Genomic DNA, 15,676 nt, shown 5'->3' with positions numbered 1-15,676 from the left:
CTTCGTGCAACTTTCTCGAAGGCCCCGACATGGTCCCGCCAATCTCCGGTCGCATTCCGCCCTACCGCCAATTGTGCCAGGAATTCCATAGTCGCATCGTCAACGGCAGATGGCCGCGTGGCCGCCTCCTGAAATCCGATGGGCTCATTGCCGAAGAATTCGGCGTCAGCGTCGCGACGGTCCGGCGCGCCTTCGATATCCTCGAACGCCTCCACATCATCGAGCGAGTGCGCGGGCACCGCAAAATCGTTAGCCTGGACACGGCCCGCCGGGCGGCTGTCCTGACCAATGTGGTGGATCTGAATGGAGCGCCGGTCGCGGGCGATATCGAGATCCGATCGGTGGAAGCGCTGCCGCAATCGAAGCTGCGGGTGGGCCGCGTGCGCTTCTATCGCGGCCGCCCCTTCGCAATCGAATGCGCCGAGATTGCCGCCACGGCAGACCAGCCCAGCCTGGAAGATCTGGCCGTGTCGGCCAGCAACGCCGTGTTCGACGGTCGCATTGCGGTCACGAAACAGGAGTATGCCGCTGTGGTGGAACCGTGTACGCACGCGGTCGAGCTGTTTGCGCTGAAGCCCTCTGCCTCGGTCCTCGAAATACGGCGCACGCTGTTCGATCTGGACGAGCAGCCACTGGAAAGCAGCATCGCGCATTGCGTGCTGGGCACCGATCTTCGCTACCGCACCGCCGAACCAAATCGAGTTCTGTAAATTATTTTACAATGCTCTATTACGGCGCGCACTGAAATCCGTGCTTTGGCGGACACACCAAACCTACCCCTTTCGCACTAGGCTTTAGCTGACGCCCCCATTCGGTGGCGCAGTCGGCAAACGGTCGGAGGCAATGGAATGGTGGCAAGGCGCGTCGTAATATCGCTCGTCGGTTTGGTGGTTATCCAGGCTTCGACGGCCTGGGCGCAAACCAGCACGGCCAATCTGAACGTCTCTCTGACCATCGAAGGGGAATGCACCATCGGCGGCGGCACGCTCGCCTTTCCGACCTCCGGTGTCCTGACCAGCAATGTTGATGCCCAGTCCACCCTTACCGTGCAATGCACCGCCGGAACGCCGTACACGATAGAGCTGAATGCCGGCACCGGCACTGGCGCCACGCCGGCCGCCCGCCTTCTGACGGGGGACGCCGGCGCAACGGTGCCCTACGGCATCTACACCGATGCGGCACGCTCGGTGATCTGGGGCAATGCGGTCGAGGGCTCTCCACTGGCCGGAACGGGCACCGGCGCAGTCGACAGCATCCCCGTTTACGGGCGCGTACCGGCACAGGCCAGCGCACCTGCCGCCGGAACCTACACCGACGTCGTCACCGCAACGATCATCTACTGACGCACCGCAGAGGGAGGAGTGCCGCCGATGACGAACATGTTTGCCCTTGCGGCGATGGCCGCCGCCCTGTCGGTTTCCCTTCCGGCCCAGGCAGGCTCCATCCGCGTTTCGCCGACCAAGGTGGAGATGGCAGGCAACACGGCCTCCATGCTGCGCGTGCGGAACGAGGAGAAGACGCCCGTGACGGTGCAGGTCCGCGTGTTCCGCTCGATCCCGGCGGGAGATGGGTTCCGGCTGGAAGAGACGCGCGATGTGGTGGCGAGCCCTCCCATGACCACATTGCGGCCGGGCGCGGAAAACATCGTCCGCATCGTCCATGTCGGCGGATCGACCGCCGGCGGGCAGCAATCCTATCGCCTGCTCGTGGACGAGGTGCCGGACAGGCGCAGGATGAAACCAGGAACGGTCGCCGTGGTGGTGCGGCACTCCATTCCCGTGACATTCAGCGATTAGACGGGCCGGCCTGTGGCGTTTGTGTCCCGGGCTTCCATCAGGCGAGTGGCCGTATGGCTGCTATGCGTAGCCTTTGCGGTTGCGGTACCGACAGAAACCCACGCGCGCGATCTCTATCTGGAGGTGTTCGTCAACGGCGTCGGCACCGGCCTGGTGGCCGCCTTCCGCGAAGGCGCCGATAAGACGCTTTTGGGCGAGGCCAAAGAACTGGCAGGCGTCGGCATTGCCACCGAGGGTTATTCAACCGACGCCGATGGCTTCGTCGCCTTGTCCGGTCTTCGGGGTGTCTCCTATCGCTACGATGAAGAGAGCCAGTCCGTTCATTTCGAGGCGGTGGACGAAGCCCGGGCCGCCTTCGACCTCGACGCGTCCGGGGCGGCCAGTGCGGAGGCATCGATACCGCCGGCCGGCGACCCGATCTTCGGCGCGCTGGTCAATTATTCACTCCTTGCCGGCGCCGGTGGCGGCAGCCCATCCGACATGTTCGCCTTCGAGGGCGTGTCGGGGCTGTTCCAGCCGCGGGTGTTCGGCCCGCTCGGCATCGTATCCGGCGGGCTGGTCACACAGACCAACGACGGCCTTTACGGAACGCGCCGGCTGGACACGACGTGGAGCTATACCGACCCAGGCACGATGCGGACCTATGCGGCCGGTGACATCATCACCGGCGGCCTCTCCTGGACGCGCCCCGTCCGGTTGGGAGGGGTGCAGATGAAGCGCGATTTCAGCCTGCGGCCGGATCTCGTGACCTTTCCGGTGCCGACGATTTCCGGCAGCGCGGCTGTGCCGTCCACGGTGGATCTTTTCGTGGACAATGCGAGGCGCTTTTCCGGCGAGGTCCCGGCCGGTCCCTTCCAGATCACCAATCTGCCCGTCGTCACCGGTCAGGGCAGCGCGCGGCTGGTGGTGCGCGACGTGCAGGGACAAGAGGTGGTCAGCGAATCCGCTTTCTTCGCCTCTCCCCAGCTACTGGCGGAAGGCCTGATCGATTACGCGCTGGAAGCAGGCTTCGCCCGGCGCTTCTACGCGATCCGCTCCTTCGACTACGACGACCGCTTCATGGGGTCGGCGACACTGCGCTACGGATTGACCGACGGTCTGACTGTGGAGACGCATGTCGAAGGGGGTGACGGGCTGGTAAACGGCGGGGCCGGGCTGGTTGCCGCTGCCGGTTCATACGGCGTCGTTTCTCTGGCCGGGGCGGCAAGCGACAGCGGCGGAGATACCGGCTTTCTGGTGGCCGGCGGGTTCGAGTTCGACATCGGCGCCGTCCGCCTGTCCGGCCGCAGCCAGCGCAGCTTCGGCGATTATGACGACATCGCTTCCGTAACGGCCGACCCGGAATGGGACTATGTCGACGATCTGATCTTTCCGGAAAGCCTGTCGCGCCCGGCACGTGCCATCGACCAGCTATCCCTCGCCTTTCCGTCACCCTTCGACGACAGCATTCTGAGCCTCAACTATACGCGGCTGGAGACCGCTTACGGGCAGGAAACCGAAATCGTCGGCGGCTCTTATTCGCGGCAGGTTTTCGGCAAGGCGAACCTTTTCGCAACCGGCTTCAAGGCCGTCAACGACGACGCCTTCGGTCTGTTCGCGGGCCTGACCTTCGCGCTCGGCGACCGGGTCAACGTCACTACCGGCCTGTCCGCATCCGAGGACGGCGTCATCGCGACCGTCGATGCCGCGCGCCCCGAAAGCTGGGATACGGGCGATTACGGGTGGCGGCTGCGGATGGGCGAAGGTCGACATACCGTGCGCGATGCTTCGGCCAGCTACCGTGCCGCACAGGCGCGCGTGTCTGCCTCGCTGTCGCAGTTCGACGACCGCTACGACGCCACGCTGCAGGCAGAGGGTGCGGTCGTTGCAAGCGATGGCGGGGTCTATTTCACCAACCGTATAGACGATGCCTTTGCCGTCGTGGATGCGGGCGCGCCGGGCATCGCCGTCAGCCATGAGAACCGGCCGGTCGGACGCACGGGGCGCAACGGCAGGATTATCCTTCCGAACATGCGCGCCAACGAACGCAATACCGTGTCCATCGACCCCATGATGCTGCCCATCGACGCCGTGGTGGAGGCGACGCGGCTGGAAGCGTCGGCAAAGCGCGGCAGCGGTGTGCGTATCGATTTCGGATCACGGCTTGCCTCCCAGTCTGCGTTGGTCGAGTTCGTCCATGTGGATGGCGGCATCAGCGAACCTGTCCCCGTAGGAACGCTCGTGACCGTCAACGATGCTCCGGAAGCCGTCCTTGCCGGCTACGACGGCAGCGCCTTCGTCGATGGGTTGTCGGCGCGCAACGAGGCGCTGCTGGAGTTTCCGGATGGGCGGCGCTGCCGCGCGTGGTTCGTCTTCGCGCCGCGACCGGGCGAGCAGGTGAACCTTGGACGGATTTCATGCGAGCCACTCACTGAGGAGGATGGGTAATGCGCATCGCCCTTGCCTTTTGTGCCCTGTTGTTTCTGTCGGTCCCCGCCAGTGCGCAGCTTCGATGCGACATGACGGTCTCTTCTATCGATTTCGGCTCGATAGATCCGCTGCGCACGACATCTGCCACGGCCATCGGAACGGTCTCGGTCAATTGCGGCCTTCTCGGCGTCTTCTGCCCCAGCATAGGCTTCGGATCCGGCGGCGCGGCGTCGTCGCCCCGGCGAAGGCTGAACGGGCCGAACGGCGCGTTCCTGGAATTCGACCTGTTCCGCGATGCAGCCTATTCCGTGCCCTACGGTTCACGCGATAATCCGGCGCTCGGCCCGCCGCTTGCCATCAGCCTTCTGAACTATTCCGCGCCGGTCTATGCAAGATTGTATCGCGGCGCGTCCATACCGCAGCCCGGCCTTTACACGGCGAATTTCACAGGCGCGGATGCCTATGCGGATTATGGTTTGACCGCATTGCTGAGCTGCGGTCTGCTCACCTCCCGCGCCACAACGTCCTTCAGCGTGCGCGCGGTGGTGGAGTCCCAATGTACCGTGGGCGCGGCATCGCTGAACTTCGGAACGACGGGCCTGATCCGCCAGCCGATCGATGCGACGACCAACCTTTCGGTGCAATGCACACCGGGCACGCCCTACCGGATCACGCTTGGCGGTGGCCAATCCTCTGCGGCCGATCCGACGCAGCGCCGCATGCGCGCCGCCAACGGAAGGGAGGTGACATACGGCCTCTACCGCGATCCCGCGCGCAGCCAGGGCTGGGGCAACACCAGCGCCACACTTCTGTCCGGGACCGGAACCGGCTCCGGCCAAACCGTGCCGATCTATGGGCGCGTGCCACAGCAGGCCACGCCGCCGCCGGCGGTCTATACCGATATCGTGCTGATCACCATCGAGTATTGAGAAGCGTCAGGTAGGTGCGGTCACGGGGGCTCAGGAGGCGGCGGAAAGCACCGCTGCGATGCCGTGCACACCGCTGACGAGCGCAATGCAGGCGAAGACGGCAAGCGAAGCCGCACGGTGATGCCGTGCGCCGTAGGCGCGGAAGAGGCGGTTGCCGGCATGGGTGCCGAAGATCATCAGCGGCAGCCCGGCCGCCGCGGTCAGCGCGAGTTCCGGCGTCCACCAGCCGCCGAGGATCGTGGGCGTCAGCGCAAGCGCCGCAGTGACCGTAAAGAAGACGACCAAAGATACGCGCGCCACCTGCGCACTGACGGGAGCGGCAAGGTAAAAGGCCACGACAGGCGGGCCGGGCATGGCGGCAAGCCCGTTGAACAGGCCCGCCAGAGCGCCGACCGCCACGGTTGCGCCGCGCCCCGGCAGGTTGACGAAGCTGCGCCCCGCCGCCAGAAGGCCAACCGCGCTCAGGCATACGGCGGAGATCAGAAGCTGCGCCATCCCGGATGAAACGCCCATCAGGGCCGCCATGCCGACGGGCGTTCCGGCCAGCGCGCCCAGCATCAGCCAACGCAGGGTGGGCCAATGGGCCATCTGGCGGCCGGCTCGCAGATCCGAGGCTCCGCCCAGAAATTGCAGGGCCAGCGCAATCAGCACCGCCCCGGCGGGTTCGATCACCAGTCCCATCAGCGGCACGGCTGCCAGCCCGAAGCCGAAGCCGGTAAATCCACGCAGCACGGCCGACAGGAAGATGATCCCGCTCATCGACAGGATGGTTGCGAGTTCGGGCACGGACAAAGACCCTGGGGACGCTGGCTCCGAACCGGAGACGAAAAGGGTTGAAACGGTGCCGGGGTGATGCCACCGCGTACCGCCTCACGCAATTGGTTTTAGGGGCTTCTTAGTCATAATCTGCCAGACATCGTGCATCGTCGCCTGCATTCAGCCAAATCGAGTCCATCCATGTTCCACCCCCGTCTGACCCGCAGCCTGCGCCGGGTTGCCCTTATCGCTTCCCTGGCCCTTGCGCTGGCGGCCTGCCGCAGCGGCGACGTGCTGACGGTCAGCAGCCCGCCCCCCGCCACGATGCCGACCACCGGCGTCATGGCGGCCGTGCAGGAGCGCGGCCAGTCCGAGCTGGTGCTCGACGCCTCCACAGGACGCATCCTGTACCAGGAAAACGCCAACGAGTTGCGCTATCCCGCCTCGCTGACCAAACTGATGACCCTGTATCTGCTGTTCGAGGCCGTCGAAAGCGGAAGGCTTACCCTCGAAAGCCCGTTGACCGTATCGGCCGAGGCTGCCTCGCGCCCACCGGCAAAGCTCGGCCTTCCGGTCGGCACGTCGATCACCGTGCGCGAGGCGGCAACCGCGCTGGCGGTGCGCTCGGCCAACGACGTGGCCGTGGTGGTGGCCGAGGGCGTCGCCGGGTCCGAGGAAGCGTTTGCCCGCCAGATGAACGCGCGGGCGCGCGCCATCGGCATGTCACGCACGCATTTCGTCAACGCGTCGGGCCTGCCGGACGAGGGCCAGATTTCCACCGCCCGCGATATGGCGCTGCTGGCGCTTCAGTTGCGCACGCGCTTTCCGGCGTACCAGAACTTTTTCACCCTCAAGGAATTCCGCTTCAACGGGCGCCGCTACGAAGCCACCAACAAGCTTCTCGGCAAGGTGCCGGGCGTCGATGGCCTGAAGACCGGCTACATCCGCGCATCGGGGTTCCATCTGGTGGCCACCGCGCAGCGTGGCAACAAGCGGCTGATTGCCGTGGTCATGGGTGGCGAGACCGGCAGGGCCCGCGATGCGCGTGCCGAACAGCTTCTGGAAACCTGGTTCTAGGGTCTGACGTCAAACCGAAACTCCAAGATACGGGCCTGGAAAGCATGGTTGCGACTTTCATTACCGGCGCGGGCGGCGGCCTTGGCCGCAAACTCATCGCCGCTCTGCTGGCGGACCCCGCATGCACCCGCATCGTGGCCGCCGACCTGACCCCGCCCGCCGACCTTGCGGATGGGCGGATCGAGATGGTCGCCGGCAGCCTTCTCGACGCCGAAGGCGAATGGGTCCGGGCGATGGCGGGCTGCGACACCGTTGTCCATTTTGCCGCACAGAACCCGCATACGGACGCAAGCTGGGCGGATGCCACGGCCTCCTTCGATATGACGATGGCGGTCTTCGACCGCGCCGCCAACCATGGCGTGTCGCGGGTGGTGTTCGCATCGTCCAACCATGTGATGGGCGGCTACAAGGATGCGCCGCTGGCGCAGGGCGAGCCGGGTTTCCTGACGGCGGACCTGCCGCCGGCGCCCGGCACGCGCTGGGACACGGGCACGCAGTGGATGGACTCCACCGCCTATGCCACCGCCAAGCTGATGGGCGAACGCGCCCTTCATGCGCTTGTGGCGCGGACGCCCGGCATGACGGGCATCAATATCCGCATCGGCTGGGCGCAGCCGGGCGAAAACCTGCCGCAGACCATCAATGTGTCGGGCGACGCGGCCTTCGTGTCATCCTCCGAGCCCGCAGATGCGGACGGGCGGCGCGACCTTGCCTGGTACCGCGGCATGTGGCTGTCGAACCGGGACTTCGCCCAGTTGTTCACCGCCGCCATCGCCGCATCCGCCGAGGGCTGGCCCGCCCGCTGCGTGACGATCAACGGCGTATCGGGCAATCGCGGCACAGCCTGGGATCTTACCGAAGCCGACCGGCTGATCGGCTACCGGCCGAAGGACGATCTCTACGCCGCCCTCGGCCTGTAGCCTGCTTTCAAATTGTCGCGGCGATCCGCTCAGGCGGCAAGCGCCGCCTCGACCGCGTCGATGGCGGCTTGCGCCTTGTCCCCGTCGGGGCCACCGGCCTGCGCCATATCCGGACGGCCGCCGCCGCCCTTGCCGCCCACCGCTGCCGATGCCACCCGCACCAGATCAACGGCGCTGAAGCGCGCGGAGACATCGTCCGTCACCCCGATGACGATGCTGGCCTTGCCTTCGGCAACGCTGACCACCGCCGCGACGCCCGAGCCGAGCCCCTGCTTCATCCCGTCGACGATGCCCTTCAGATCCTTGGCCGGAACGCCCTCCAGCACACGGCCCAGGAAGGACACCCCGTTGATCTCCTTCGGCGCGGCGGGCGCGGCGGCGCCGTCACCGGCCAATGCCAGCTTGCGCCGGGCATCCGCCAATTCGCGCTCCAGCTTGCGGCGCTCGTCGACCAGGGCTTCCACCCTGTCCGCAACCTCGGCCGGCCCCACTTTGAGCGCCGAGGCAATGCGGCGCACGCGTGCATCCTGCTCCTGCAGATAGGCGCGGGCAGCATCGCCCGTCAGCGCCTCGAGCCGCCTGACGCCGGCGCCGACCGCCGACTCTGACAGCACGTGAACAAGGCCGATATCGCCGGTCGCGCCGACATGGGTTCCGCCGCACAGCTCGATCGAGAAGATCTTGCCCTGCTTTGCGCCCTCTTCGGCGGTGCCCATGGATACGACGCGCACTTCGTCGCCGTATTTTTCGCCGAAGAGCGCCATCGCACCCATTTCGATGGCATCGTCCACGGCCATCAGCCGCGTCTCGACCGGGGCGTTCTGCCGCACGATGGCATTGGCCATCCGCTCCACCTCGGCCAGCTCATTCGGCTCCAGCGGTTTGGGGTGCGAAAAATCGAATCGCAGACGGTCGGGCGACACCAGCGAGCCCTTCTGGGCGACATGGCTGCCCAGGATCTCGCGCAGGCCCTCATGCAGCAGATGCGTCGCCGAATGGTTGGCGCGGATACCGCCCCGTCGACGATGATCGACCTCCAACTCCAGCGCCACGCCGGGCTTCAGCGTACCGGAGGCAACCTTGCCGCGATGCACGAAGAGCCCATTGGCAACCTTCTGCGTATCGGCGACGTCGAAGCGCACCCCCTCGCCCTTCATGACGCCGGTATCGCCCACCTGGCCGCCGGACTCACCGTAGAACGGGGTCTGGTTCAGGATGACGGACACCTCGTCGCCCTCGGACGCGGAGTCCACTTCCTTGCCGTCCTTTACCAGGGCCAGCACCTGCGCCTCGGCGCTTTCGGTGTCGTACCCCAGAAACTCGGTGGCCCCGAGCCGCTCGCGCAGCCCGAAATAGATGCCCTCGTCGGAAACCTCGCCGGAGCCGGCCCAGCTTGCGCGGGCCTCGGCCTTCTGGCGGGCCATCGCGTCTTCGAAGCCGGCGAGGTCGACATTGATGCTACGCGCGCGCAGGGCATCCTGCGTCAGGTCCAGCGGGAAACCATAGGTGTCGTACAGCTTGAACGCCGTCTCGCCATCCAGCATGTCGCCCGCGCCGAGCGACAGGGTCGCGTCGTTCAGAAGGGCCAGGCCGCGATCGAGCGTGGCAAGAAAGCGCTTTTCCTCGAGCTTCAGCGTCTCGGAGATCAGCGCCTCCGCCCGGACCAGTTCGGGGTAGGCGCGGCCCATCTCGGCCACCAGCGTCGGCAGCAGCTTGTAGATGACCGGCTCGCGCGCACCCAGAAGTTTTGCGTGGCGCATCGCCCGCCGCATGATGCGGCGCAGGACGTAACCCCGGCCCTCATTGGACGGAAGCACGCCATCGGCGATCAGGAAGGACGTGGCGCGCAGATGGTCGGCGATGACCCGGTGGCTGGCAAGCTGCTCGCCACTGGCGGGCGCGCCGATGATGTCGGCGCTGGCGCGTATCAACTGGCGGAACAGGTCGATGTCGTAATTGTTGTGCACACCCTGCAGGACGGCGGCGACGCGCTCCAGCCCCATGCCGGTATCGATGGACGGCCGTGGCAGATCGACCCGCTGGCCACCGGCCATCTGCTCGAACTGCATGAAGACGAGGTTCCAGATCTCGATGAAGCGGTCGCCGTCTTCTTCCGGGCTGCCCGGAGGGCCGCCCCAGACGCTCGGCCCGTGGTCGTAAAATATCTCGGAACAGGGGCCGCAGGGGCCGGTATCGCCCATGGCCCAGAAATTGTCGCTCGTGGCGATGCGGATGATACGCTCTTCCGGCAGGCCGGCGATGCGCTTCCAGTAGTCGGCTGCCGCATCGTCGGTATGGTAGACGGTGACGAGCAGCTTGTCCTTGGCCAGCCCGAACTCGCGCGTGATCAGGTTCCACGCCAGTTCAATGGCATTTTCCTTGAAATAATCGCCGAACGAGAAATTCCCGAGCATCTCGAAAAAGGTGTGATGCCGCGCCGTGTAGCCGACATTGTCGAGATCGTTGTGCTTGCCCCCGGCGCGTACGCACTTCTGCGACGTCACGGCACGGTCGTAGGGCCGCTTTTCCAGCCCGGTGAACACGTTCTTGAACTGCACCATGCCGGCATTGGTGAACATCAATGTCGGATCGTTGCGGGGAACGAGCGGCGATGAGGCAACCTGTTCGTGGCCATTCTTCCCGAAGTAATCGAGGAAGGTGGACCGGATTTCATTAACGCCGTTCATTCCCAGAACCCCTGACAGGCAATCTTCATTCGCAGGAACCGATACAGGAAGTCGCGCTTTTGGCTCAACCTAAATCGAAGGCACCCGCGAAATCGAATGCCTGCCGGGGAAACGACTATTCTTCGTCGCCTTCACCGTCGGCTTCGAGAAGCTTTTCGGCAATCAGGCCCGAATTCTGTCGGATGGCGCTTTCGATCTCGGCCGCCACGGCCGGATTGTCGCGCAGGAAGGACTTGGCGTTTTCGCGTCCCTGCCCCAGCCGCTGGCTGTTGTAGGAGAACCAGGCGCCCGATTTGTCGACGATGCCGGACTTGACCCCGAGATCGACCAGCTCGCCCATCTTGGAGACGCCCTCGCCATACATGATGTCGAACTCGACCTGCTTGAACGGAGGCGCAAGCTTGTTCTTCACCACCTTGACGCGGGTCTGGTTGCCGGTGACCTCGTCCCGCTCCTTGATGGCGCCCGTACGGCGAATATCCAGGCGCACCGAGGCATAGAACTTCAGCGCGTTGCCGCCGGTCGTGGTTTCGGGCGATCCGTAGACAACGCCGATCTTCATGCGGATCTGGTTGATGAAGATGACCATGCATTTCGATTTGGAGATCGATCCGGTCAACTTGCGAAGGGCCTGGCTCATCAACCGGGCCTGGAGGCCGGGCAGCGCGTCGCCCATTTCGCCCTCGATTTCGGCACGCGGCGTCAGTGCCGCAACGGAATCGACAACCAGAACGTCGATCGCGCCCGACCGCACCAGCGTATCGGTGATCTCGAGCGCCTGCTCGCCCGTATCGGGCTGCGAGATCAGCAGTTCGTCCAGGTTGACGCCCAGCTTGCGCGCATAGACCGGGTCGAGCGCATGCTCGGCATCGACGAAGGCGCAGATGCCGCCGCCCTTCTGGGCCTCGGCGATGGTATGGAGCGCAAGCGTGGTCTTGCCCGAGCTTTCCGGACCGTAGATCTCGACGATGCGGCCCTTCGGCAGGCCGCCGATGCCGAGCGCGATGTCGAGCCCGAGAGAGCCGGTGGACACGGTATCGATATCGAGCTTCTCGGTTGCCCCGAGCCGCATGATGGAGCCTTTGCCGAAGGCCCTTTCGATCTGCGAAAGAGCGGCGTCGAGCGCCTTGTTCTTGTCCACGGAAGTATCCTCAACGAGACGAAGTGAATTCTGTGCCATCGGCATGGTCCTTATTTCACGCGGCGTGGGGACACGCAACGCTTCCGCAGGGACCCTTCATGTACCCTTTTTGTTCCCTTTATTCAAGGGATATTCTTGTTTTGTTCTGGTCAAGACGCGCGATTCGCTGCGACAGCTCGACTCTCTATTCGTCTAATATTTCCTTAACGGCCACCGCCAGCTCGCGCAGCGAGAACGGCTTGGCCAGGAAGCCGAATCGGGCGCCTTCGGGCAGGTTCTTGGCGAAGGCGTCTTCGGCATAGCCCGACACGAAGATGAACTTCAGCTCCGGGCGTTCCTTGCGCATCTCGCGCAGAAGGGTCGGCCCATCCATTTCCGGCATCATCACGTCCGAGACGACCAGGTCCACCCGGCCGCCGAGCTCTTCCATGATGGCCAGCGCCTCGACGCCCGACGACGCCTCGTGCACGTCGTAGCCGCGCATCTTCAGGGCGCGGACATTGCCGGCGCGGACATGGTCCTCGTCTTCGACCAGAAGGATCGTCGCCGTACCCGACAGGTCGAGCTTGCCGGCGGGCACGGCCGCCGCCGCAAGCGTTTCCGGTGCCGAATGGGCAACTTCCGCCGGCACGTGGCGCGGCAGGAATATACGGAAGGTCGTGCCTTCTCCGGGCCTGGAGTCGACATAGATGAAGCCGCCGGACTGCTTGATGATGCCGTAGACCATGGACAGGCCGAGCCCGGTGCCCTTGCCGATTTCCTTGGTGGTGAAGAACGGCTCGAAAATGCGCTCCGCCACCTCCGCCGGCATGCCCGATCCCGTGTCGGATACCTCGACCAGAACGTAATCGCCGAATGTCAGCTCGGGGTAGTTGAAGGCCGCCGTCTCGGCTGCCGGCACGTTGCGCGTGGCGATGTCGATCCGCCCGCCTTCCGGCATGGCGTCGCGTGCGTTCTGCACGAGGTTGGTCACCACCTGCTCGAACTGGCCGATATCGGCCATGACCGGCCACAGATCGCGCGCGTGATGGCGCTCCAGCTTGACGAGGTCGCCCGAAATGCGACGCAGCAGAAGATGCATGTCCGCCACCACGTCGGTGAGGTTCAGCATCTTGGGCCGCATGGTCTGCCGCCGCGAATAGGCAAGCAATTGCCGGACAAGAGACGCCGCCCGGTTGGCGCTCTGCTTGATCAGCAAGAGGTCCTGGAAGGAGGGATCGCCGGTCCGGTGGTTGAGCAGCAGGAAATCCACCGATGCGGTGATGATCGTCAGTACGTTGTTGAAATCGTGCGCGATGCCGCCGGCGAGATTGCCGATGGCCTGCATCTTCTGCGCCTTGGCGAACTGCTCTTCCAAAGCGCGCTGGTCGGTAAAGTCGATGCCGTAGACCAGCGCGGCCTCCGAGCTGTCGTCCGCGACGTCGCCGACGGCGCTGAAATACAGGCGCACGGAACGCGCCGGATCGCCGGCAATCTCCACGTCGAGCGACGGGATGCCAGCCTGCCCCCGCGCCGCCGCGTCGATGGCGCCGCGCATCGCTTCGCGGCCCTCGTCGCGCAGGGCACCCTCCAGCGTGGCCGTGCCTTCTGCCACCTTGGCACCGAAGAGGCGTGAAAAGGCCGCGTTGGCCCGCGTGACATGGCCACTGGAATCCAGCGAGGCGATGGCCATGGGCGAGGTGTGGAAGAAGCGGTTGAAGCGCATCTCCAGCTTTTCCAGCGTATCGCCCGCGCCGGCCACCTGCCCCGAACGGTTCAGGACGACGGTGCGCATATGCCCCAGCCGCTCGTCGGCGGTGGCTGTCGCCTGCCGCATCAGCCGCACCGGAAGCCGCTGTCCGGAGCGCGTCACCAGATCCACGTCCAGGACATGGATTCGATTCGGCTCCGATTCGCCGGTCGCGGACAGGAAGGCACGGCCTTCCTCGCCCACCAGTTCCGGCACCGTCACGCTGCCGGGATCGAAGGTGGCAAGATCGAAGCCGAGCCAGCCGGCCAGCGTCGCATTGAGATAGACGATCGACCCGTCGCGCGCCGACGAGAAGAAACCGACCGGCGCATGATCGAGATAGTCGATGGCGTTCTGCAGCTCCTGGAAGAAGCCTTCCTGCTCCGCCCGCTCGTCGCTGATATCGGCGACCTGCCATACGTTCAGGCTTCGGCCGCCGCTGTCCATCGGGCGCACCCCGACGCGGTACCAGCCTGCGCCCGCGCCGCCGGAAAGCCGGCGCGACAGGCGAAACTCTTCCTGCGCCTCGCGCCCGTCGCGTGCCGCGTTGGCCAGCCGGTAGACCGCCTCGGATGCCTCCCCCTCGCGCGACAGGAGCTGCTCCAGCGTCCGCGCGCCCGCAAGCCCTTCGATGCCGACCGTTTGCGCATAGGCGCGGTTGGCGTAGACGATCCGGCCCTTGCGATCCGTCATCAGGGTGCCGGTCGGCAGGACATCCAGGAAATCGCGGCCCAGGCCCGCATCCGAAAGCCTGTTCGACACCTGAAGGAAGCCGAGCGCCAGCGCAAAACAGGACAGGATGCCGAAGACCGCCAGAAGCCCGAAAATACCGAGAACGGCGATTCCGCCCGAGACGTGTCCGGCGATCGCCAGCGCGGCCGCCACCACCAGCATGAAGGCGGACAGCGCCAGAAGGCGCCACACACCCGAATGCGCGGCGCTGCGATCCACCAGCGGCTTGCGGTTGGCCATGCGCGTGTCAGCCGTCATATCGGATGGAAACCAAGTCGCTTCGAGCCCCGCTCGTGTAGAAGATATCGTTCAGCACATTTGCGCATTATACGGCATGAAACTGTCGCAGCCCTTGAAGCCGCGACGTTTTCGGCACATGAACCTATCCAACGGAACGGGGTTGTCCATAGCGGCGCCCGCACGTATCCGACATGACGTAACGGTCATCGCATGCGGACGGCAAGCCGTGGCGGGGCAAACGACCAGGGAGACTGGCAAAATGTACGAGCGACTCGTAAACGCTCTCGGCGGTGAAGGCATCGCCACGGTGGTGCTGGCCATCATCGTCATCGCCGTGCTTGTGATCCTCGGCTATCTGCTGCTCGCTTTGGTCCGCGGCGTCACATCCGGCGGCCGTCTGGGCGCAGGCCGCAGCGCCGCGCCGCGCGTGGCCGTGCTGGACATCGTGCCGGTGGACCAGAAGCGTCAGCTCGTGCTGCTCCGCCGCGACGAAGTCGAGCATCTGGTGCTGATCGGCGGCCAGAACGACCTTGTGGTCGAGGCTGGCATAAGCCGCATGCCGGCGCGCCGGCGAGTCGAACCGTCCTTCGCCGAGACGCCGGCGCAACCGCGCGCCGAGGCGGCTCCGGTGGTGGCTTCCGCCCCGGCCGCGCGCCCGGTCGAGACCCCGCAGCCCGTACGCAGCGAGCCGCGCCCGACGACGGCACAGACATCCGCTCAGGCACCCGCTCAGGCGCCAGGGCAGACACCCGCTCAGTTGCCCGCTCAGGCACGGCCTGCCGCGCCGGACGTCTCCAGCCCCCTGCCGCCGCGCCGGACCGAGCCGTCGCTTGCGCCTGCCCGGCCACAGCCGCCCGCAGCGCCGCGCCCGCAGCCGGCACAGCCCGCGCAGCCGCGGTCGATGGCAACGCCCACCCTGCCGCAGCGCCCTTCCGCACACCCCATCGAAGCGGCCGAAGGCCCCCGCGCCCAGCAGCCCGCGCCTGCCGTCACCGTCGCTTCCGGATCGCCGGCGGCGACCGAGGTTTCCACGGTGCGGAGCAGCGGCGCGTCGCCGCTGCCGGGCCGCCCTTCTGGGTCCCAGGCCGCCCCGGCAAAGCCGGAGCCGTCCGCCTTGCCAGCCGCCCAGCCGGCACAGGCACCGGCGGCAAAGTCCGAGGGCTCCATGGGGCCATTGCAGGTCAAAAGCTTCGCCACCAGCGTGCAGACGCATCGCAGTGACAAGGCAGCCGCATTCCCGCCGCTGGGTGCCGCGGCGGG

Annotated in this window: 12 protein-coding genes; 8 read left to right on the top strand and 4 right to left on the bottom strand. The window is 65.8% G+C overall.

The window, feature by feature from the left end; all coding sequences use genetic code 11:
• Window positions 1–29 precede the first annotated feature (29 nt).
• The 5 genes from AUL31_RS12615 (at window position 30) to AUL31_RS12595 (ending at window position 5,134) form a co-directional block, all read left to right on the top strand.
• Window positions 30–710 carry a GntR family transcriptional regulator gene (locus AUL31_RS12615; RefSeq protein ID WP_060607001.1) on the top strand — a complete coding sequence of 227 codons (681 nt, stop codon included), beginning with the start codon at window positions 30–32 and terminating at the stop codon, window positions 708–710.
• Between the two features lie 138 nt (window positions 711–848).
• Window positions 849–1,343 carry a Csu type fimbrial protein gene (locus AUL31_RS12610; protein ID WP_060606998.1) on the top strand — a complete coding sequence of 165 codons (495 nt, stop codon included), beginning with the start codon at window positions 849–851 and terminating at the stop codon, window positions 1,341–1,343.
• 27 nt (window positions 1,344–1,370) lie between these two features.
• Window positions 1,371–1,796 carry a fimbrial biogenesis chaperone gene (locus AUL31_RS12605; RefSeq protein WP_060606988.1) on the top strand — a complete coding sequence of 142 codons (426 nt, stop codon included), beginning with the start codon at window positions 1,371–1,373 and terminating at the stop codon, window positions 1,794–1,796.
• Window positions 1,797–1,841: 45 nt separating this feature from the next.
• Window positions 1,842–4,223: a fimbria/pilus outer membrane usher protein gene (locus tag AUL31_RS12600; RefSeq protein ID WP_060606985.1), complete on the top strand. Its 2,382-nt coding sequence runs from the start codon at window positions 1,842–1,844 to the stop codon at window positions 4,221–4,223.
• Window positions 4,223–5,134, top strand: coding sequence for a Csu type fimbrial protein (locus tag AUL31_RS12595; protein ID WP_060606981.1), 912 nt, complete (start codon window positions 4,223–4,225; stop codon window positions 5,132–5,134). The genes AUL31_RS12600 and AUL31_RS12595 overlap by 1 nt, the downstream gene beginning before the upstream one ends.
• A gap of 30 nt (window positions 5,135–5,164) precedes the next feature.
• On the opposite strand, the gene AUL31_RS12590 is transcribed toward AUL31_RS12595, so the two are convergent.
• A complete protein-coding gene (locus AUL31_RS12590) occupies window positions 5,165–5,920 on the bottom strand; it encodes a sulfite exporter TauE/SafE family protein (RefSeq protein WP_143190240.1) in 756 nt (251 codons plus the stop codon).
• A gap of 171 nt (window positions 5,921–6,091) precedes the next feature.
• Here AUL31_RS12590 and AUL31_RS12585 point away from each other — a divergent pair, with 171 nt between their 5' ends.
• Window positions 6,092–6,967, top strand: coding sequence for a D-alanyl-D-alanine carboxypeptidase family protein (locus AUL31_RS12585; protein ID WP_060606974.1), 876 nt, complete (start codon window positions 6,092–6,094; stop codon window positions 6,965–6,967).
• A gap of 44 nt (window positions 6,968–7,011) precedes the next feature.
• The gene (locus AUL31_RS12580) at window positions 7,012–7,887 is read left to right on the top strand and encodes an NAD-dependent epimerase/dehydratase family protein (RefSeq protein ID WP_060606971.1); all 876 of its coding nucleotides are present in this window, start codon (window positions 7,012–7,014) and stop codon (window positions 7,885–7,887) included.
• A 29-nt stretch (window positions 7,888–7,916) separates the two neighbouring features.
• Here the strand turns inward: AUL31_RS12580 and alaS are convergent, their stop codons facing one another.
• From alaS to cckA, 3 genes are all read right to left on the bottom strand, one after another.
• Complete coding sequence (alaS, locus tag AUL31_RS12575; RefSeq protein WP_060606969.1) at window positions 7,917–10,574, bottom strand: alanine--tRNA ligase; 2,658 nt, start codon at window positions 10,572–10,574, stop codon at window positions 7,917–7,919.
• 115 nt (window positions 10,575–10,689) lie between these two features.
• A complete protein-coding gene (recA, locus tag AUL31_RS12570) occupies window positions 10,690–11,754 on the bottom strand; it encodes a recombinase RecA (RefSeq protein WP_060607118.1) in 1,065 nt (354 codons plus the stop codon).
• A gap of 145 nt (window positions 11,755–11,899) precedes the next feature.
• The gene (cckA, locus tag AUL31_RS12565; RefSeq protein ID WP_060606966.1) at window positions 11,900–14,434 is read right to left on the bottom strand and encodes a cell cycle histidine kinase CckA; all 2,535 of its coding nucleotides are present in this window, start codon (window positions 14,432–14,434) and stop codon (window positions 11,900–11,902) included.
• Window positions 14,435–14,675: 241 nt separating this feature from the next.
• Here cckA and AUL31_RS12560 point away from each other — a divergent pair.
• Window positions 14,676–15,676: flagellar biosynthetic protein FliO (locus tag AUL31_RS12560; protein WP_060606964.1), on the top strand; the 1,001-nt coding region annotated here is incomplete at its 3' end.

The organism is Aureimonas altamirensis (genome assembly GCF_001463885.1).
GTDB lineage: Bacteria > Pseudomonadota > Alphaproteobacteria > Rhizobiales > Rhizobiaceae > Aureimonas > Aureimonas altamirensis.
The sequence above is the reverse complement of the archived record's forward strand: the minus strand, read 5'-3'. Positions and strand labels throughout refer to the sequence as shown.